Below are 18084 nucleotides of genomic sequence, written 5' to 3' on the forward strand. Positions count from 1 at the left end.
CCTCCTGGGTGCGGACTCCGGGGCGCTTACCCCGGAGCCCGCTCGTGCTGTCATAGGCCGTGGGACCGTATCACCCCCGGCGCTTCGATTCCAGCTCCCTGTTCCATTCGCTGTGATGCATCCTGGCCCAGGCGCGGCTCACTTTGCCGTCCACCAGGGTGCGCCACGTGCCCGGGTTGCCGATGGTGCCCAGGTAGGCGTGCGCCAGCGCGCAGGCCACGAAGAGCACCCCGCCAACGCCGTGCAGCGTGGAAAGCCACAGGTTCAGGGTCGCCGGGAGCGACTCCTTCCAGATGAGCGGCAGGCCCGTTCCGGCCATGAGCGCCGTGAGCGCCAGGGTGAGCCAGAAGAAGACCTTCTGCCCCGCGTTGAGCCGCCCGGCCGGGACGTGCCCCTCATCGCCCTCGTGGCCGCCCAGGTAGCCGCCGTTCTTGGAGAACCACTCTCTGTCATAGGGTTTGAAGGCCGCGTCCCTGGCCCAGAGGAGCGCCGAGGCGGCCCCTGCCAGCGTGAACACGATCCCTGCCGCCCAGTGCCACACCGAGGCCGCGTGGTAGGAGCCGAACACGGCCTTGGCCAGGGTGGCGTTGTTCACGAAGAACACGTAGCCCGTGGCCGCCAGCACCGCGAAGGAGAGCATGCGCGCCAGGTGGGTCCAGCGCTCGGCCAGGCTGAACCGCACGATCTCGCCGGGCTCGAAGCGCGCGTCCAGCCCTTTGGGACCCTGCCCCGTGTAGTGCAGAGTGAGCAGGAAGGCCACCAGCAGGATCGCCCAGCTGCCGTAGGGCACGATGGCCGCCTGGTAGACGTTGTAGGCCGTCACGGCGCCGTGGCTGATGCCCAGCAGGCTCGCGTTGGTCGCGGTGCGGGGCTTGCCGTCCGGGCCGAACATGTCCGTGACCTTGCGGCCCGCGAAGACGTTGCCCGTCTCGGAGTGGCAGTCGCGGCAGCCGCCCGCGCCCAGGGCCAGCTTGGCCGGGGCCACGTTGTGGTTGATGTTGAAGCCCTCGCCGTGGCCCACCCAGGTGTCGTCCTGGCGGGTGGCCACCAGTCCGCCCGCGTCCAGCACGTGGATCTCGCCGCCCTTGTGGTAGGCGGGCGACACGGCCTTGAAGCGCTGGTTGCCCTTGAGGGCCTCCGCCACGGCCAGGAGCATGGCCTTGATGTCCTCGGGGGTGTGCAGTTCCGGCTTGTTGGGGTTCTTCACGTCCTTGATGCGCGTTTTGGCGATCTCCCAGGCCTTTTGCAGCTCGCGCATGAAGAGCGGATGGTATGCGCCGTCGGCGTCGCGGTTGGTCCAGGTGACCACCAGAAGCGGGTTCACCGGGGCAAGCTGACCACGCTTGAGCACCTCGATGCGGGGCTCCCACTTGAACTCCGCGCCCATGCCCTTGGATCCGATCTTGGAATAGTTGACCATCTGGCCCGTGGTGACGTCGAAGCCTTCGCCGCCCGCGCGGTTCAGCGCCGGGATGTGGCAGGCCTCGCAGGCCAACTTCTCCAGGTGGCTGGGGCGCACGCCCGAGTGCGCGGGGCGCGGCGCGCCCATGGTCCCGGTGGTGTGGCAGTCGGCGCACTTCTTCATGGTGTTGTCCAGGTCGTCGCGCACGGTGGAGACGTTTTCCTGGCCCTTGGCGAAGTTGTGCTTGATGTCCCCGGGGTGGCAACTCACGCAGGACATGCCGCGCATGTTGTGCACGTCATGGTTCACGGGATCGTTCCAGGAGAAGCCGCGCTTCTTCATGTCGGACATGCCATGGCAGAACACGCAGTTCTCGCTGGGGGGCTGGTCGTTCAGGTCCAGGACCACCTTGCCGTCCTGGTTGAAGAGCCGCAGGTTGTAGGCCACCTGGGGCGTCTGGCCCTCGTCCACGAAGCCGGTCACCTGGGCCAGGCCCGAGGCGGCCGTGGCGGACCAGCGGAAGTTGAGCTTCTTGAGCTGCTTGTTGCGTTCCTTGAAGCTGTAGCCGGGCAGATGGCAGATGAAGCAGTCGGCCTCCACCACGCCGGTCTCGGTCCAGCGGCTCTTGAAGTAGTCGCCGTCCAGGGACTTGGCCAGTGAGGGGTCGCCCTTGAGACGCGCGTCGTAGCGCTGGCCGTCGCGGTCATATTCCAGCCCGCCGCCGCCCGGGTGGCAGCCGCCGCAGCCGGGCACGCCCAGGTTCTTCTCGTCCTTCTCGCCCGCTGCCGCGAACATGAAGGGGGTCATGTCGATCTGGTCGGGATTGTTGTTGTTCTTTTTCGCCAACTGGCGAAAGGAGGGCGGTCAGAACTTGCCCATCATGCCCGGGGAGAGCACCCAGGGCTTGTCCTTGGAGTAGTCGTCCCTGATCTGGTCCCACCCCTGCTGGAAGTGGTAGCCCTTGGTGATGGCCGCGTAGTCGTGGCAGCCCTGCGCGCCGCAGGTCTGGCGCGTGGAGACGGGCTTGTCCGCGTTCTGCCCGGTGACGGGGTTGATGACCGCCCCGTCCTCGGCGCGCAGGAAGAAGGGCGGACAGGCCTTGGACCTGGCCTGCGCCGCCTGGGTGAAGGCCAACAGCATGAGGACCGCCGCGAGAATCCTTGCCGGGTGCATGACTACCTCCTGTTTGTCCTGGATCGACGGTTGAACACCATTGCCAGTGCCGCGATGCCGAGCGCCATGGCCGCGCCCAGGTGTGTCCAGTCCAGGAGCATGGCCGCCAGGGGGGACAGGCTCACGCCGGGAAGGTTGGAGAGCACGTGCGCCCCGCCCGTGAGGGCCAGCAGGCCCAGGAGCGCCAGACGCCCCCGGCCCAGGGAGGCCGCTCCCCGGGCGGCCAGCCGCCAGCCCAGCCAGAAGAGCAGCGCGGCGGCCGCCGCGTAGTGCAGGGCGTGGGTGAAGAGGAAATCGCCGGTCCAGGCCATGCCGGGGATGTCTGCGATGTAGTAGCGCTTGAAGATGGGCATCTGGGCGACGCCCGAAACGGCCAGGGCCGCCGCCGCGAGGCGGTAGAAGCCCAGGCGGACGGTCCCGGCGGCGGAGGAAGCGACGAAGCTCCCGGAAAGACGGCGGTCAGCCATTGGAATCCTCCTTGCGGCCCATCATCTTGCGCGCTCCGGAGAGCAGCGCCCCGGCGGCCCCGGCCAGGGGGGCCAGAAGCACGGCCCAGGCCAGGCGGTTGGACGTGCCCATCACGTCGGCCACGGCGGCCAGCCCGGGCTGTCCGGGGCCGGTCTTCACGGCGGCGGCGAGCTTCTCGAAGGGCACGGGCGAGAGATAGAGGGTGTTGGTTCCGCCGTTCTCCTCCAGGCCGTAGAGGAATCCGCCGTTGTTGCGGGCCATGGCCTTGGCCTGGGCCACGATCTCCTCGCGCGGGCCCATGGTCTGCACGCCCTGGGGGCAGGCCTCGATGCAGGCGGGCATCTTGCCCTGGGCCACTCGCTCGGGGCAGCGGCGGCACTTGTTCATCACCCCGTTGCCCGCCAGGGAGGGCATCAGGTCCAGGTAGAGGCCCGCGCCGGTCTGGCGCTGGGGGATGGACCAGGGGCACACGTCGCGGCACTTGGCCCCACCCAGGCAGATGTCCTGATTGATGGCCACCGTGCCGTCGGCCTCCCGGGCGGCGGCGCCCCAGGGGCAGAGGTTGGCGCAGGGCGGGTTCTGGCAGTGCATGCAGCGCCGGGGGATGTGCACCTCGCGGCCGTCCACCGCGGCGCTCTGGATGAAGAGCCAGTTGTAGGGCGTGAGGCGCGTGTCCACCGCGCGCTTGTCCGACCAGTCCTCCACCTTGACGCGCTCGGGGTACATCTTGGGGAAAGGCTTTTTCGGCTCGGGGTAGCGCGCCGCGTTCTCGACGCGGCAGGCCTCCACGCAGGCCCCGCAGCCGATGCATTTGGAGAGGTCCAGGAAGGTGGCCAGTTCCTGGCCGGTTACGGGAAGGGCCGCGGCGCGCGAACGCTCCGGCAGGAGCGCGGCCGCGCCGCCCAGGCCCAGAGCCTTGAACAGCGTCCGCCGGGAGAAGCGGGCTTTGGGGTCGATGGTTTTGAGCATGACCCGGGAAAGCACGGGGCGTGCCAACCTACAACACCATTGAATAACAATGTATTTTTAGCATTGCATCCTCCTGGGCCTGGCCTTATACATTCATGAGCATATACACTTGACTATACGTAACGATCACTCGGAGGCCCCATGGACGTGAGCGCCCACTGGCAGGACATCTGCCACGCCATCCAGGAAGGCGTCTTCCTGGTGGACCCCTCGGGGCGCATCGTCATGGTCAACGAGGCCATGACGCGCCTCTCTGGCTACTCCCACGAGGAACTTGTGGGGCGCAGCTGCAAGCTCTTCGACTGCGACGCCTGCGAGACAAGCCGTCGCCAGGCCAAGGGGAGCTGGTGCCGTCTCTTCGACGGGCACCCGCCCCGGCCCAAGCGTTGCCTCATCGTGCGCAAGGACGGCCTGCGCATTCCGGTGTTCAAGAACCAGTCGGTGATCCGCGACTCTTCGGACCGGGTGATCGGCGCGGTGGAGACGGTCATGGACCTCTCGGACCTGGACCGCCTGGACCGCAAGGTGGAGGAACTCTCGCGGCTGCTGGACGAGCCGGGCTCCTTCCACGGCATGGTGGGCTCCTCGCCCGCCATGCGCAGGCTCTTCGACATCCTGCCCAAGGCGGCGCGCAGCGAGGCCCCGGTGCTCCTGCTGGGCGAATCGGGCACGGGCAAGGAGCTGGCCGCGCGGGCCATCCACGAACTGGGGCCGCGCGCCAGAGGGCCGTTCGTGCAGCTCAACTGTGCCGCGCTCAACGAATCGCTCCTGGAGAGCGAGCTTTTCGGCCACGCCCGGGGGGCCTTCACCGGCGCGCACCGCGCCCGGCGCGGACGGTTCGAGGAGGCCCACGGCGGCGACATCTTCCTGGACGAACTGGGCGACGCGCCCCTCTCCATCCAGGTGAAGCTCCTGCGCACCCTGGAGACCAAGACCATCGAACGCGTGGGCGAAAACCGCCCCGTGCCCGTGGACGTGCGGCTCATCGCCGCCACCCATCAGGACCTGCGCGGCCTCATCGCCCAGGGGCGCTTCCGCGAGGACTTCTTCTTCCGCGTGAACGTGCTGCCCATCGTGATGCCGACACTGCGCGAGCGCCTGGACGACCTGCCCGGGCTCGCGGCCCACTTCCTGGCGCGCCACGCGGCCCGGTCGGGCGCGGGCCCGCTGTCGCTCACGCCCGAGGCCCTGCGCGTGCTGGCCTCCCACGCCTGGCCCGGCAACGTGCGCGAGCTCAAGCACGCCTTGGAATACGCCGCCGTGCTCTGCGAGGACGGGCGCATCGGCCCCGAGGACCTGCCGCCCGGCCTTGGAGGCCCAAGAGCCTCCGGTTGCCCGGACGCAACGCTCGCGGCGGGAACTCTCGCGCGGGAAACAGTCCCTCCGACCCGGGAGACCGCTCACCGTCCGGCGCAAGGCGTCCCCGCGCCCGGCTCGGCCCCGGCCCCCGGGGCCTGCCTAGCCTGCGGCCTCGCGCCTGGACGCGGCGCGCACCGGGAACAGGCGCTCGGCCCGCTCCTCGCCCCGCCCCCGACCGCGGCGAGCCTCCACGGCGACAGGGAACGCGACGAACTGGTGGAGGCCCTGCGCCAGGCGGACGGCAACAAGACCAGGGCCGCGAAACTTCTGGGCGTCACGCGGCTCACGGTGCACAACCGCATGCGCAAGCACGGGGTGGAATGCGCCCGCGTGGTTCGTTCTTGAGGCATGGGCCTTGCCAAAGGCCCGGCAACGCTCTATGAATTGAAAAATCAGATCAATTCTTTCAACATGTTGCGGGAGACATCACCATGCCGGAGCGCGAAAAGTTCGGCGTCCAGATGGAAGAGCAGCTCGAGCGGCTGCGCGAGAAGATCGACAAGGTCAAAACCAAGGCCGAGGCCAGAGGCGAGGGCTCCATCGGAAAGTTCGAAGAGAAGCTGTCCAGGCTCGAATCCAAGTACGACCTGGCGCGCTACAAGCTCACGCTGCTGCGCAAGGGCGGCGGTTCGGCCTGGGGCGAGCTCAAGGAAGGGTTCGAGAACGCCTTCCACGAACTCAAGGACGCCTTGAGCAAGGCCAAGGGCAAATTCTAGCGCCCCGTACGGCGGGAAGCTCCATCCCGCCGGGAGCGACGGCGCGCGGGGCGGTCCTGAGCCGCCCGCGCGGCCGCCGTGCGTTATTTCTTCTTGATGGTTCCCATCTCGATCATCAGGCCGTCCGCGCCAAGGTTCAAGTGCAGGCCCTTGGACTTGCCCTTGAGCTTGAGCACCACGCCGTTGGTGTTCTCCAGCCACTGATGCCCCTTGCCGTCGCCCACGGCGTAGCCGGCGCGCGCCTGGAAGTAGGCCCCGGGGAAGTCCTCGATGCGCTGGAGGTTGTAGACCTCGCCGGAGGCCGACACCTTGGACACGCCGATGCCGCCCACGCCCAGCCCGCCGGTCTTGAAGGCGTAGCGTTTGCCCCGGAACATCAGCGTCCCGTTGCCCCCGCTGGCCGAAAGCAGGAAGCCGCCCTGTCCGTATTCCATGCTGATGGTGCCCGAAGGTGCGCCCGGCCCCTCATGGGGGGTCTTCTCGGCCGCAAGGGCCGGGGCCGCCGTGAGGATGAGGGCCAGGGCCGCATGCCGCGCCAGCCTGAAGATCGTCGCCGTGTTCATGGATTCTCCCTTGTGAGCGTCTCGCCGTTCTGTTTTCCCGCCTGCGTTCCCTGCCGGATTTCCCCCCACTGGATCAACAGCCCCTCGCCGGCCGCGGCCAGGGACACGCCCTTCACGACGGAGCGCAGCCGCAGGGTCACGCCCTTGGTGTTGCGCAGCCACAGGACGCCCTTGCCGTCCCCGAAGGAGTAGTCCGCGCCGCCCTGGGCGTAGGCCCCGGTAAAATCCTCGACGCGCTTGAGGTCGAACACCTCGCCCTCGGCCTCCACCTTGCTGACGCCGAGTAGCCCCAGGCCCATGCCGCCCACCTTGAAGGGGTATTCCTGCCCCTGGTAGGTGAGCGCGCCCGAGCCGCCGGTGATGCTCACGATCATGGCCCCGCGCCCGACGCTCATGCGCACCGTGCCGGAACTCTCCGCATGGCCCTCCTGGGCGGCGGCCGAAGCGGCCTGGCAGGCCAGCCCCAGAGCCAGGGCCAGGATGAGGACGATTCTTCGCATCGCCTGGATACCTCCACGGTTTCCCCGCAAGGGGTTTCGGGTTCCCTACACCAATCCGGGGCCGGGCAAAAGCCCGGGGCGTCAGGGAAAGAGGAAGCGCCCGATGATCAGGTTGGAGACAAGCATGCCCTGGCGCGTCAGGCGAAGCGTCCCGTCCTTGATGCGGATGAGGTCCTTCTGGCGCAGCGCGCCCAGGAGCTTGGCCTCGGTCCCGGCCAGGTCGCGCCCGGTGAGGCGGCGGTAGTCCGCCAGGCGCATGCCCCGGGAGGTGCGCAGCGCCAGCATGAGAAGCTCGCGGGCGCGCACCTGGGGGTCCAGGGTTTCGGCGTCTCGGCCCCAGGCCTTGTCCCGGGCCGCCTGCACGTAGTCGGACACCGCGCGGGGGTTCTCCCAGCGCCTGCCCTGGAGGGTGGAAACCGCCGAAGGCCCCAGGCCCAGGTAGTCCTTTCCTTCCCAATAGCCCTGGTTGTGGCGCGAGGCGAAGCCCATGCGCGCGAAGTTGCTGATTTCGTAGTGCAGGAAGCCCTGCTCCTCCAGAAAGTCGCCGCCCTGCACGTACATCCTGGCGGCCTCGTCCTCGCCGACCGGGGCCATGGCCCCGGCCTCCACGGCCTCGGCCAGGGGCGTGCCCGGCTCCAGGGTGAGCCCGTAGGCCGAGATGTGGTCCGGCCCCAGGCGCACGGCGGCCTTGAGGTTCTCCATCCAGAAGCGCAGGCGCTGGCCGGGCAGGCCCCAGATGAGGTCCACCGAGAGGTTGGGCAGGCCCTGGGCGCGCAGGCGCTGCACGGCGGTGTGCACGTCGGCCAGGGTGTGGGGGCGCCCCAGCAGGGCCAGCTCCTCGCCCTGCAGGGACTGCACGCCCAGCGACACCCGGTTCACCCCGGCCTCGCGCCACAGGCGCATGAGGTCGGTGTCGCGGGCGGAGTCCGGGTTGGCCTCCAGCGTGAACTCGATGTCCGCCGGAATGTTGAAGTGGCGCTTGAGGGATTCCATGAGCCGGTCGAAGGCCCAGGCGGGCATGAGGCTCGGCGTGCCCCCGCCCAGGTAGACGGTCTCCACCTCGGGGCGGCCCAGAATCCTGCCGTAGTGGGCGGCCTCGGCGGCCACGGCCCGACCCCAGGACTCCAGGGCGTCCATGTCCAGGGGCTGGGAGGCGAAGGCGCAGTAGCGACACTTGGCCGCGCAGAAGGGCACGTGGACGTAGAGGAGCATGGGCCTAGCGCGGGTTCACGCCCCCGCAGGCAGGCCCTGCGCCGGGATAGCCCGCCGACAAGGGCAGGCGGCGCAATTTCTTCACGTAACGCTCGAATTCCGAGTGCACGCAGCCGCAGTAGGGCTGGCGGTAGAGCCCCCACTCCCGGGCGAGGCGCTGGCCCTCGTCCCAGCCGGGGCGGAAGTCCTCGTAGTGAAAGGGCACGCCGTGCACGCGCGCGGCCTCCTCACCGGCGGCGCGGATGGCCTCGTGGTCCTGGTAGCGGCTGTAGAGGAGCGTGGTGGTGAAGGCCCCGGCCCCCAGGCGTCGGGCCTCGCGCGCCGTGCGCTCCAGGCGCAGGGCATGGCATAGGGGGCAGCGCTCCTTCTCGCGGAAGGTGGTCAGGCGCAGGAAGGAGGCTGGGTCGTGCCCGGAGTGGTCGAAGTCAACGGGCGTGCCCAGGCGCGCCGCCACCTGCTCCAGGGCTTCGGCGCGGCGCAGGTATTCGCCCAGGGGGTGGATGTTGGGGTTGTGGAAGAACCCCCTGGGGGACAGCCCCCTCTCCATAAGGCCCGTGAACACCGTGATGGAACACGGGCCGCAACAGGCGTGGACCAGCAGCACGCCCTATTCCGTGAGCACGTGGATGGCCTTGCCGTACTGCTCTTCCAGGGCCGCGAGCCTGCCCCGCTTCTGGTTGAGCAGATAGAAGGCCAGCTCCGCGGAGGTGCGCCAGGTGATGGAGTCGCCCGAACCCGAACGGCGGATCAGGCGGTAAAGCTCCCGCAGCGACTGGGTGGCCTGCCACTCCAGGTTGCGCCGCGAGCCCGAGCCCTGGCAGATCGGGCAGACCTCCGTGGAAACCGACATGGCCGAAGAGCCCATGCGCTGGCGCACGATCTCCATGAGTCCGAAGCGCGAGATCTTGCCCACGTCGTGGCGGGCGCGGTCGCCCTTCATGGCGTTTTTCATGGCCTTTTCCACTTCGGCCACGTGCTTGCGGTCCTTGAGCTCGATGAAGTCCACCACCACCTGGCCGCCGATGTCGCGCAGCCGGAGCTGGTTGGCAACCTCTGCGGCGGCCTCCATGTTGGTCTTGAGGGCCATTTCCTTGAAGTTGGTCTCGCCGCCGATCTTGCCGGAGTTCACGTCCACGGCGGTGAGGGCCTCGGTGTGGTCGATCACCAGGCGTCCGCCGGAGGGCAGGATCACCTCGCGGCCGTGCAGCTGCTCGATCTGCTTGCGCAGGGAGAAGCGCTCCCACATGGAGTGCTCGGGGTCGTTGTGCTGGCGCACCAGGCCCTGGCGGCGCGGGAAGACCAGGGCGGCCATCTCGGAGACGCGCTCGGCGGTCTCCTTGTCGTCCACCCAGACCTCGGCCACGTCGTCGGTGAGGTAGTCGCGCACGGCGCGGGCGGAGAGGTCGGGCTCCTGGTAGATCATGGCCGGGGTGGCCACGCTGGCCCCCTTGGCGCGCACCTCTTTCCAGAGGCGCTTGAGGTAGCTCACGTCGCGCTCCAGGGCGGCCTTGGACTGCCCGATGGAGGCCGTGCGCACGATGATGCCGATGCCCTCGTCGAGCTTCACTCCGGAGGCGATCTCCTTGAGGCGCTTGCGCTCCTCGTCGTCCTCCACCTTGCGCGAGATGCCTTTCTGTTCGCGCCCGGGCGTGAGCACGAAGTAGCGCCCCGGCAGCGAGAGGTAGCTGGTGACGAAGGCCCCCTTGTTGCCCGTGGGTTCCTTCACCACCTGCACCAACACCTCCTGGCCCTTCTTGAGCACCTTCTGGATGGGCGGGTACTTGCCTTTGTGGCCCGTGGCGTCCTCCAGGTAGTATTCGGGATGCACTTCGTCGATCTGCAGGAAGCCGTTGCGTTCGGCCCCGTAGTTGATGAAGGCGGCCTGGAGGGATGGATCGACGTTGTGGATGCGGCCCTTGTAGATGTTGCCGCGCGTCTTGGCCTGGTGGGTCATCTCCACGTAGTATTCGTGGAGCGCCCCGTCCACCGTGACAGCCACCTCCACCTCTTCTCCGGGAAGGACGGAGATGAACATCTTGTGTCTGCGTTTCTTCGCAGCCATGAAAGCTCCTTTCCGGACTGCCCGCGCGGCCGCGATCGGGCGCGGCGCTTCGGGGCGGCCCCTCGGGGCCGCTGGTCCGGCGACGCCCGGATCGGGCGTCCGTTGACGCCGGGCGGGCGAATGGCCCCACGCGCCGGCGCGGTTGAAAGACGAAAAAAGTCCGGACCTTCCGGCTGTCAGCGTCCGACGCGGGAGAAAAACGTCTCGCCGCCCAGGGTCACGGCCTTCACCAGGCCGCGCGCCGAAAGGTCGTCCAGTAAATTTGCCAGGTCCGCTTCCCCCGCGCCCAGGGCCGACGCCAGCGACGATGCCGTCTGGGGCCTGCGGGCAAGGGAATCGAGGACCCTCATGCCAAGGGCCTCTAAACGCCGGGAGCCCTCGTTGTCCAGTGGCGGCGCGAACTGCGCCGATTTTTCCGGCCCGGCCGCCAGGGGCCGCGCCTCCCCGCATAGGGCCTCGCGGAAGCGGGCCAGGGTGGCTGGGGAAGCGGGCAGGGCCTGGGGATAGGCCCCGGGACGGCTCATGGTGGTCACGTCCACGCGGTCGGGGGCCAACTCGGCCGTGAAGGCCTCCAGGCGCGCAAGGTTCTCGGACGAATCGTTCATGCCGGCCAGCAGGAGCACTTCCAGAAAGAGCTTGCCCGCGAACTGGCGGCGGAACGTGAGGAGCCCCCTGCGGATGTCCATAAGCGAAGCGCCCGGCAGCGGGCGGTTCACCTGGAGGAACTCCGAGGGCATCAGGCTGTCCATGGAGGGCAGCACCATGTCGGCCAGGCAGAGGTCGCGGCGCACGTCGGGGTCGGCCATGAGGCTCGAATTGGTGAGCACGGCCACGGGGGTTCCCGGGCAGAGCTCGCGCACGCCTTCGATGATCTGCCCCATGTCGGTGTTCAGGGTGGGCTCGCCCATGCCGCCCAGGGTGACCACCTCGAAGGGCGGGTGCGGCTCGAAGAGCCAGGCCGCCAGTTCGCCCAGGAGCCTGGCGGCGGGCACGTAGGGACGCCTGGCCGCCGTGAGGGCGCGCGTGGCCCCGGCTTCGCAGTAGAGGCAGTCGAAGGTGCAGATCTTGGCCCCGAGAAGGTCGAGCCCCAGCGACGCGCCGAGGCGGCCGGAGCGCACCGGGCCGAAGACGAGGCCCTGCGATTCAGCTCTCACGGGAGGTCCTCCGCTTGACAGGGACGGCCGAGGGGGACACAGTGGCGCGCTTTGCCACACGATGAAGAAGGAATATTTCCGGCATGATCCAAACCGGTGAATTGGTACTGCTCATAAGCCCCGAGGGCAAGCGCTATCTTCGGCCCCTGGACCCCGCCCAGGCCTTCCACACCCAGGAGGGCCTGCTCAAGATGGACGAGGTGGCCCTGGCCGGGTTCGGAGCCTGCGTGCGCACCCACAAGGGACACCCCTACCGCATCCTCAAGCCCACCCTGCACGACTGCATCAAGGGCGTGAAGCGCCTGACCACCATCATGTACCCCAAGGAGATCGGCTACGTGCTGCTCAAGCTGGGGGCCGGTCCGGGGCGGCGCATCATCGAGGCGGGCTCCGGCTCGGGGGGGCTCACCACGGCCCTGGCCTGGATGGCCGGGGACACGGGCCGCGTCTACACCTGCGAGAAGCGCGCCGAGTTCTCCAAGCTCGCCCGCGAAAACCTGGAGCGCAACGGCCTGGCCCAGCGCGTGAGCTTCTTCACCCGCGACGTGAGCGAGGAAGGCTTCCCCGAGGAGGCCCACGGAGCCGACGCCCTCTTCCTGGACGTGCGCGAGCCCTCGGACTGCCTGGAACATGCCGCCCGGGCCGTCTGCCCCGGAGCGCCCGTGGGCTTTTTGCTGCCCACCACAAATCAGATTTCCGACCTGCTGCGCGGCCTGGAGACCTCCGAGTTCGACGACGTGGAAGTGCTGGAGATCATGCTGCGGCGCTACAAGCCAGTGGCCGACCGCCTGCGTCCGGAAGACCGCATGGTGGCCCACACGGGCTTCCTGGTGTTCGCGCGCCACAAGGGCCTGCCCCCCGAGCCCTGGACGCCCCCCGCCCCCCCAGAATCGGACGCGGCCCCGGGGACGCCCCCCGACAGCGGCACGGAGAGCGGGCCTGAAACCGGACCCGGCCCTGCCGCCGGAGAGCACGCCGCCCGGGAAGCTTCCGGGGACCGCGCGGATGCCGGTTCATGAACACCTTTTAATCTGGGAATCCCTTCCGCAAAAACGGGAGGGATTCCCCGCTGTTATCCCGACACCCCCAGCAATTGGCCCGCAACGTGCCGCACCCGGCGCGGCGCGCCCCTTTGCAGCACCGGGGCAATCTGCTAGCAGCCGCCGTGGGCGATGCAACGCCAAGCGGCGGCACGCCCAGAAGACGGGGCGCCCCCTTCCATGAAAGAAGCAGTCGAACGCATCGCAAGGCTCTGGCCCTCCTCCGGCAAGGTGCTCGTCCTGACCGGGGCCGGCATATCAGTCCCCAGCGGCATCCCGGACTTTCGCAGCCCGGGCGGGTTGTGGTCGCGCTACGATCCCATGCGCGTGGCCACGGCCGAGGCGCTGGCGAACTCCCCCGCCGAGGCCTGGCGCTTCATCCTGGACGCGCGCGACGTGATGGCGGCCGCCCGGCCCAATGCGGCCCACGAGGCCCTGGCGGAACTGGAGCGCGCGGGCCTGATTGAGGGCATCGTCACCCAAAACATCGACGGCCTGCACCAGCGGGCCGGATCGTTGAACGTGGTGGAATTCCACGGAACCATGTCCGGCTGGCGCTGCAACGGCTGCCAGGCCCCCAAGGACGCGACCCGGGCCATGGAGGTCACGCCGGAGACGGCCCCCTGGCTCTGCGAGCGCTGCGGCGCGGTGGTGCGCCCGGACGTGGTGTTCTTCGGGGAGCCCATTCCTCTTGACGCCCTCGACAAAAGCGGTCAATTGGCCTCCGGCGCGGAGCTTGCGCTCATCGTGGGCACCTCCTGCGAGGTGGCCCCGGCCAACGTCCTGCCGCAGCTTGTCCGGCAGCAGGGCGGCCGTCTGGCCGAGATCAACCTCGCGGCCTCGCGCCTGGCCCCCCTGTGCGACGCCGCCGTCGCGGCCGGGGCCGAGGAGGCCCTGCCCCTGCTGGCCAGGCTCCTGCTGGACCAATGAACCAAACCACTCAGGTGATCCCATGCTCGACACGCTGACGCCCCAAGGGGGCATCCTGGAAATGCTCATGAAGGCCACTCCCACGGTCAAGTTCGTCATGGCCGTGCTGGTGTCCATGTCGCTGGCCAGCTGGAGCATCATCTTCATCAAGCTCTTCACGCTCAGTTCCGCCCGCAAGGAAGCCGCGCGCGACGCGAGGCTCTTCCAGGAATCGGAGAACCTCAAGATGGCCATGCGCGCCGTGAGCCAGAACAAAGCCTCGCCCTGCTACGCCGTGGGGCTTCAGGCCTTCGAGGAGCTCATGCGCATGGAGGAGGCGGACCTCGAGCCCGCCGAAAAGTCCCGCGTGGCCATGGACAACATCCGCCGCACCCTGCGTCAGGCCGTCTCCACGGAGCTGGGCATGCTCACCAAGAGCCTGTCGTTTTTGGCCACCTGCGCCAACGCCACGCCCTTCATCGGCCTGTTCGGCACGGTGTGGGGCATCATGAACTCGTTCCATTCCATCGGCCTGCAGCAGTCCGCCGCGCTGGCCGCCGTGGCCCCCGGCATCTCCGAGGCCCTGGTGGCCACGGCCATCGGCCTGGGCGTGGCCATCCCCGCCACCCTGGCCTACAACTTCTTCCTGGGCTACATCCGCCACATCGAGCGCGAGCTCATCGGCTTCTCCGGGGCCTTCCTCAACCGCATCCAGCGCGAAGTGAGCTGGGCTCCCAAGCAGCCCGCCCGCGCCGAGGCCCCCGCCGCGCCCCGCGCCCGCGCCCGGGAGGACTACTAGCATGGGCATGTCCACCGGAGGGGGCGGCGACGGCTTCCTCGCGGAGATCAACGTCACGCCCTTCGTGGACGTGATGCTCGTCCTGCTCATCATCTTCATGGTCACCGCGCCCATGATGACCCAGGGCCTGGAGGTGGACCTGCCCAAGACGCAGACCGTGACCACCCTGCCCGAGACCTCCGAGAACCTCGTACTGACCATCAAGAAGGACGGCTCGCTCTACCTCGACGAGTACCCCGTCTCCTTCGACGACCTGGCCCAGCACGTGCGTCGGCTGGTCACGGACCAGAAGAAGCTCCTCTTCCTGCGCGCCGACAAGGACGTGCCCTACGGCACGGTGGTGCGCGTGATGGGCTCGCTCAAGGGCGCGGGCGTGGACAAGCTCGGCATGGTGGCCGAGCCCGAGGCCGTGAAGGAAGAAAAACCCCAGGGCCGTCCGAAAAAATGATCCACTCCCGGACCTCCGCCTTCTGACGCCATGCGCTACCTGAGCTGGCTCTTCTCCGTCTTCCTGCACCTCACCGTGGTGTTGGGCGGCATTCTGCTCTCCAACCTGGAGATGCGGAAGATCCGTCTGGACATCCCGGTCTACGAGTTCGAGATGCTCGATCCCGGACTCGCCGGACCCGCCGCCAAGCCCGACGCGGCCCCCGGCTGGGAAGGCCCCGGCCAACCCGGCCAGCCCGACACGCCCCAGCCCCCGGGCCCCAAGGAGGCCGAGAAGATTCCTCAGCCGCCCAAACCCGACGAGGCCGCCGCCAAAGCCCAGCAGGAGGCCGCGAAAAAGGCCGCCGAGGATGCTGCCAAAAAGGCCGCTGCCGACGAGGCCGCGCGCAAAGTGGCCGCCGAGAAAGCCGCCTCCGAAAAGGCGGCGACGGAAAAGGCCCAGGCCGAAAAGGCCGCCCGCGAGAAGGCCGCTGCCGACGAGGCCGCGCGCATCGCCGCGGAGAAGGCCGCCCGCGAGAAGGCCGCCAAAGAGGCGGCCGACAAGGCCGCCGCCGAAAAGGCCGCAAAGGAAAAGGCCGAAAAAGAGGCCGCGGAGAAGGCCGCCAAGGACAAGGCCGCCAAAGAGGCAGCCGACAAGGCCGCCAAGGACAAGGCCGCCAAGGACGCAGCCGATAAAGCCGCCAAGGACGCAGCGGACAAGGCCGCGGCCGAAAAGGCAGCCAAGGATAAGGCCGCCAAGGACGCAGCGGACCGCGCCGCGCGCGAGCGCCAGGACGTGCTCAACCAAGCCCTCAAGGACGCCAAGTCCAAGACCGGCTCGGGCTCCAACACCGTGGCCCAGGAGCTGGAGAAGCTGCGCCGCCAGGCCGGACAGGGCGGCGGAGGCGGCGGAGGCGGCGGTACGGCCGGGGGCGGCACGGGCACCTCGGAGGCAGTCTACGGCGGCATCGTGGAAAAGCTCATCAAGCAGAACTGGCGCTTCCCGCAGTTCACCAACCTGAAGCTGGTCTGCGTGGTGGAATTGCAAATCGACCGCGATGGGCGTATCCAATCGGTCCGTCTCGTCTCGTCCTCCGGCAGGACGGATTTCGACAACTCGGCCCTGCGCGCCGTCCAGGACACCGAGAACCTGCCCAAGCCGCCCTCCGCGAACCTGGGCAAGCTGGAACTGACATTCAACTCACAGGAAAAACGCTGACATGGTTCGAAACCGCGCTTTCCTCGCCTGCGCCCTCGCGACGCTGCTCTCGCTGGCCATGGCCGCCGACGCCCTCGCCCAGGACACCCTGGCCATCGAAATCCAGGGACCTGGCCAGGCGCGCATGAACATCGTGCAGTCCAAGCCCTTCGGCGACGGCAACCTGCCCTCGGACGCCCAGTACCTCAACGAGCTCATCCGCAAGAATCTCGCGTTCATGCCCTTCCTCAAGATCATGAGCGATTCCGACATCCTGGGCGGCGCGACCCTCTCGGGCCCCAAGGCCGACCAGATCGACTTCAAGCCCTTCACCCTGGCCAAGGTGGACCTGGTGGTCACCTCGGTGTGGAAGCCCGGCAAGGGCCTGGGCGACGTGGAACTGCGCGCCTACGAGGTGTTCTCCCAGAAGATGCTCCTGGGCAAGGCCTACGCCGGGGTCACGCGGGACCAGCTCCCCGAGGTGGCCGACCGCTTCTGCATGGAGCTCATGGCCCTGCTCACGGGACAGGGCAGCATCTTCAAATCCAAGCTGGCCTTCGTGAAGCCCTCCGGTAAGGGCAAGGACATCTGGATGGTGGGCGCCATGGGCCGCGAACTGGCCCAGGTGACCCGCTACGGCGACCTGGGCATGGCCATCTCCCCGGCCTGGTCCTGGGACGGCGGGCGCATCTGCTTCACGCTCATCGGCTCCACCTCGCACTACCTGGGCATCTGGAGCGGCGGCAAGGCCAACGTCTTCACCCTGCCTTCCTCCACCGTGATCAGCCCCCACTTCATGCCCAACGGCACCGTGGCCGTGGCCCTGAACATCCGCCACAACACCGACATCTACACCCTGGACAGCTCCTACAAGCAGACCGCCTCCACCCTGGTGGCCGACTCCTCCATCGACGTTTCCCCCAGCTTCGACCAGTCCGGCAACCTCATGGCCTTCGTCTCCGACAGGCTGGGCAACCCCAACGTCTTCGTGAAGGACCTGGCCTCGGGCTCCGTGCGCCGCGCCTCCAAGGCCGGGTACAACACCAACCCCGCCATGAGCCCGGACGGCAAGTACGTGGCCTACTCCAAGCAGGCGGGCGGCGGACACCGCATCTTCGTCTACGAACTGGCCACCGACACCGAAAAACAGTGCAGCTTCGGACCCGGCTCCGATGAGAACCCCACCTTCGCGCCGGACTCCTTCTTCATCGCCTTCTCCTCCAGCCGCGCCGGAGGCAAGAAACTCTACCTGACCACCCGAAACGGCGACGGCGCCGTGCAGATTCCCACCGGTGAAGGAGACGCCATCATGCCCGCCTTCAGCCCCGTGGCCCCCAAGGAATGATGTGTTGCGCCGCGCCGCATCCGGGAGAACCCTTTTTCTCCCTGGAGGCGGCGCGGCGCTTGCCTTTTTCATGCAAGAGAGTATGTGTTGCCCCCGTCGGACGCGTGTGTTTTTTTCATCGCCCGACGTAACGCGGTAGAGGGTGGCACCGTCGAGTACCGCAAGAGGAGGAAAATCCAAATGAAGAACAGACTGTTGTTGGCCGTCATGGCGATCCTGTGCATGTCCCTTCTGAGCTTCGGCTGCGCCAAGAAGCAGGTGGCAGGCCCCGACAAGGACAACTGGGAAGAGCAGGAGCGCGAACGTCTCGCCCGTGAGCGCGAGCTGCGTGAGAAACTGGGTCGCGTGGCCGGCGAACTGGGCACCATGATCCACTTCGACTTCGACCGCTACGACCTCAAGCCCGAAGCGCGCCAGACCCTGACCCGCAAGGCCGAGATCCTCAAGCAGTATCCCGAGATCAAGCTCGTGATCGAGGGCCACTGCGACCAGCGCGGCACCGCCGAGTACAACCTCGCCCTGGGCGAGCGTCGCGCCCGCGCCGCGGCCGACTATCTGGTCAACCTGGGCGTGCCCACCGCCAAGCTCTCCATCGTGAGCTACGGCAAGGAACGCCCCCTCGATCCGGCCAACAACGAGGCCGCCTGGGCCAAGAACCGTCGCGACGAGTTCAAGCCCAGCTACTAGCCCGCAAGACTGCGCGCATCATCAAGGCCGCGAGGGAAACCTCGCGGCCTTTCGCGTTGCTGGAGGCGCGCACGCCCGGCAGGGGCTTGGCGGGGAGACCCG

Annotated in this window: 19 protein-coding genes; 9 read left to right on the forward strand and 10 right to left on the reverse strand. The window is 68.3% G+C overall.

The genetic code is table 11. The features are described 5' to 3' along the window. Nucleotides 1-70: 70 nt before the first annotated feature. The 4 genes from NNJEOMEG_RS01170 to NNJEOMEG_RS01185 are packed head-to-tail and all read right to left on the reverse strand — an operon-like array spanning nt 71 to nt 4012. Nucleotides 71-2209: a cytochrome b/b6 domain-containing protein gene (locus NNJEOMEG_RS01170; RefSeq protein ID WP_173080490.1), complete on the reverse strand. Its 2139-nt coding sequence runs from the start codon at nt 2207-2209 to the stop codon at nt 71-73. A gap of 57 nt (nt 2210-2266) precedes the next feature. Further along, entirely contained in the window at nt 2267-2575 is a 309-nt protein-coding gene (locus tag NNJEOMEG_RS01175; protein WP_173080492.1) for a hypothetical protein, read from the reverse strand. Between the two features lie 2 nt (nt 2576-2577). Then, nucleotides 2578-3042 carry a hypothetical protein gene (locus tag NNJEOMEG_RS01180; RefSeq protein ID WP_235956784.1) on the reverse strand — a complete coding sequence of 155 codons (465 nt, stop codon included), beginning with the start codon at nt 3040-3042 and terminating at the stop codon, nt 2578-2580. Beyond that, nucleotides 3035-4012 (reverse strand): 4Fe-4S dicluster domain-containing protein, encoded by a 978-nt coding sequence (locus NNJEOMEG_RS01185; RefSeq protein ID WP_173081178.1) that lies wholly within the window; start codon nt 4010-4012, stop codon nt 3035-3037. Before NNJEOMEG_RS01185 ends, NNJEOMEG_RS01180 begins: the two co-directional genes overlap by 8 nt. 141 nt (nt 4013-4153) lie before the next feature. Between NNJEOMEG_RS01185 and NNJEOMEG_RS01190 the strand changes: the two genes are divergently transcribed. Next, nucleotides 4154-5716, forward strand: coding sequence for a sigma-54 interaction domain-containing protein (locus tag NNJEOMEG_RS01190; protein WP_173080494.1), 1563 nt, complete (start codon nt 4154-4156; stop codon nt 5714-5716). 86 nt (nt 5717-5802) lie between these two features. Beyond that, on the forward strand, nt 5803-6087 hold the full coding sequence (locus NNJEOMEG_RS01195) for a sll1863 family stress response protein (RefSeq protein ID WP_173080496.1): 285 nt from the start codon (nt 5803-5805) through the stop codon (nt 6085-6087). A gap of 83 nt (nt 6088-6170) precedes the next feature. On the opposite strand, the gene NNJEOMEG_RS01200 is transcribed toward NNJEOMEG_RS01195, so the two are convergent. The 6 genes from NNJEOMEG_RS01200 to NNJEOMEG_RS01225 form a co-directional block, all read right to left on the reverse strand. Next, nucleotides 6171-6650 carry a hypothetical protein gene (locus NNJEOMEG_RS01200; RefSeq protein WP_173080498.1) on the reverse strand — a complete coding sequence of 160 codons (480 nt, stop codon included), beginning with the start codon at nt 6648-6650 and terminating at the stop codon, nt 6171-6173. Next, the gene (locus NNJEOMEG_RS01205; protein ID WP_173080500.1) at nt 6647-7150 is read right to left on the reverse strand and encodes a hypothetical protein; all 504 of its coding nucleotides are present in this window, start codon (nt 7148-7150) and stop codon (nt 6647-6649) included. The genes NNJEOMEG_RS01200 and NNJEOMEG_RS01205 overlap by 4 nt, the downstream gene beginning before the upstream one ends. A gap of 81 nt (nt 7151-7231) precedes the next feature. Then, nucleotides 7232-8362: a radical SAM family heme chaperone HemW gene (hemW, locus tag NNJEOMEG_RS01210; protein ID WP_173080502.1), complete on the reverse strand. Its 1131-nt coding sequence runs from the start codon at nt 8360-8362 to the stop codon at nt 7232-7234. A 4-nt stretch (nt 8363-8366) separates the two neighbouring features. Beyond that, on the reverse strand, nt 8367-8966 hold the full coding sequence (locus NNJEOMEG_RS01215) for an epoxyqueuosine reductase QueH (protein WP_173080504.1): 600 nt from the start codon (nt 8964-8966) through the stop codon (nt 8367-8369). 3 nt (nt 8967-8969) lie between these two features. Next, complete coding sequence (locus tag NNJEOMEG_RS01220) at nt 8970-10424, reverse strand: Rne/Rng family ribonuclease (RefSeq protein WP_173080506.1); 1455 nt, start codon at nt 10422-10424, stop codon at nt 8970-8972. Between the two features lie 176 nt (nt 10425-10600). Continuing rightward, entirely contained in the window at nt 10601-11578 is a 978-nt protein-coding gene (locus tag NNJEOMEG_RS01225; RefSeq protein WP_235956785.1) for a radical SAM protein, read from the reverse strand. An 83-nt stretch (nt 11579-11661) separates the two neighbouring features. Between NNJEOMEG_RS01225 and NNJEOMEG_RS01230 the strand changes: the two genes are divergently transcribed. From NNJEOMEG_RS01230 to pal, 7 genes are all read left to right on the forward strand, one after another. After that, nucleotides 11662-12597, forward strand: a complete 936-nt coding sequence (locus tag NNJEOMEG_RS01230) for a tRNA (adenine-N1)-methyltransferase (RefSeq protein ID WP_173080508.1) — start codon at nt 11662-11664, stop codon at nt 12595-12597. A 201-nt stretch (nt 12598-12798) separates the two neighbouring features. After that, a complete protein-coding gene (locus NNJEOMEG_RS01235; RefSeq protein WP_173080509.1) occupies nt 12799-13548 on the forward strand; it encodes an SIR2 family NAD-dependent protein deacylase in 750 nt (249 codons plus the stop codon). 22 nt (nt 13549-13570) lie between these two features. After that, nucleotides 13571-14326 (forward strand): MotA/TolQ/ExbB proton channel family protein, encoded by a 756-nt coding sequence (locus NNJEOMEG_RS01240; RefSeq protein ID WP_173080510.1) that lies wholly within the window; start codon nt 13571-13573, stop codon nt 14324-14326. 1 nt (nt 14327) lies between these two features. Next, nucleotides 14328-14774: a protein TolR gene (gene tolR / locus NNJEOMEG_RS01245; RefSeq protein ID WP_173080511.1), complete on the forward strand. Its 447-nt coding sequence runs from the start codon at nt 14328-14330 to the stop codon at nt 14772-14774. 30 nt (nt 14775-14804) lie between these two features. Next, nucleotides 14805-15971: a cell envelope integrity protein TolA gene (tolA, locus tag NNJEOMEG_RS01250; protein WP_173080512.1), complete on the forward strand. Its 1167-nt coding sequence runs from the start codon at nt 14805-14807 to the stop codon at nt 15969-15971. Nucleotide 15972: 1 nt separating this feature from the next. Next, complete coding sequence (locus tag NNJEOMEG_RS01255) at nt 15973-17295, forward strand: beta-propeller domain-containing protein (RefSeq protein WP_173080513.1); 1323 nt, start codon at nt 15973-15975, stop codon at nt 17293-17295. 180 nt (nt 17296-17475) lie between these two features. Next, nucleotides 17476-17982: a peptidoglycan-associated lipoprotein Pal gene (pal, locus tag NNJEOMEG_RS01260; RefSeq protein ID WP_173080515.1), complete on the forward strand. Its 507-nt coding sequence runs from the start codon at nt 17476-17478 to the stop codon at nt 17980-17982. Nucleotides 17983-18084 lie beyond the last annotated feature (102 nt).

It is taken from the genome of Fundidesulfovibrio magnetotacticus, from assembly GCF_013019105.1.
GTDB classification, from domain to species: Bacteria; Desulfobacterota; Desulfovibrionia; order Desulfovibrionales; family Desulfovibrionaceae; genus Fundidesulfovibrio; species Fundidesulfovibrio magnetotacticus.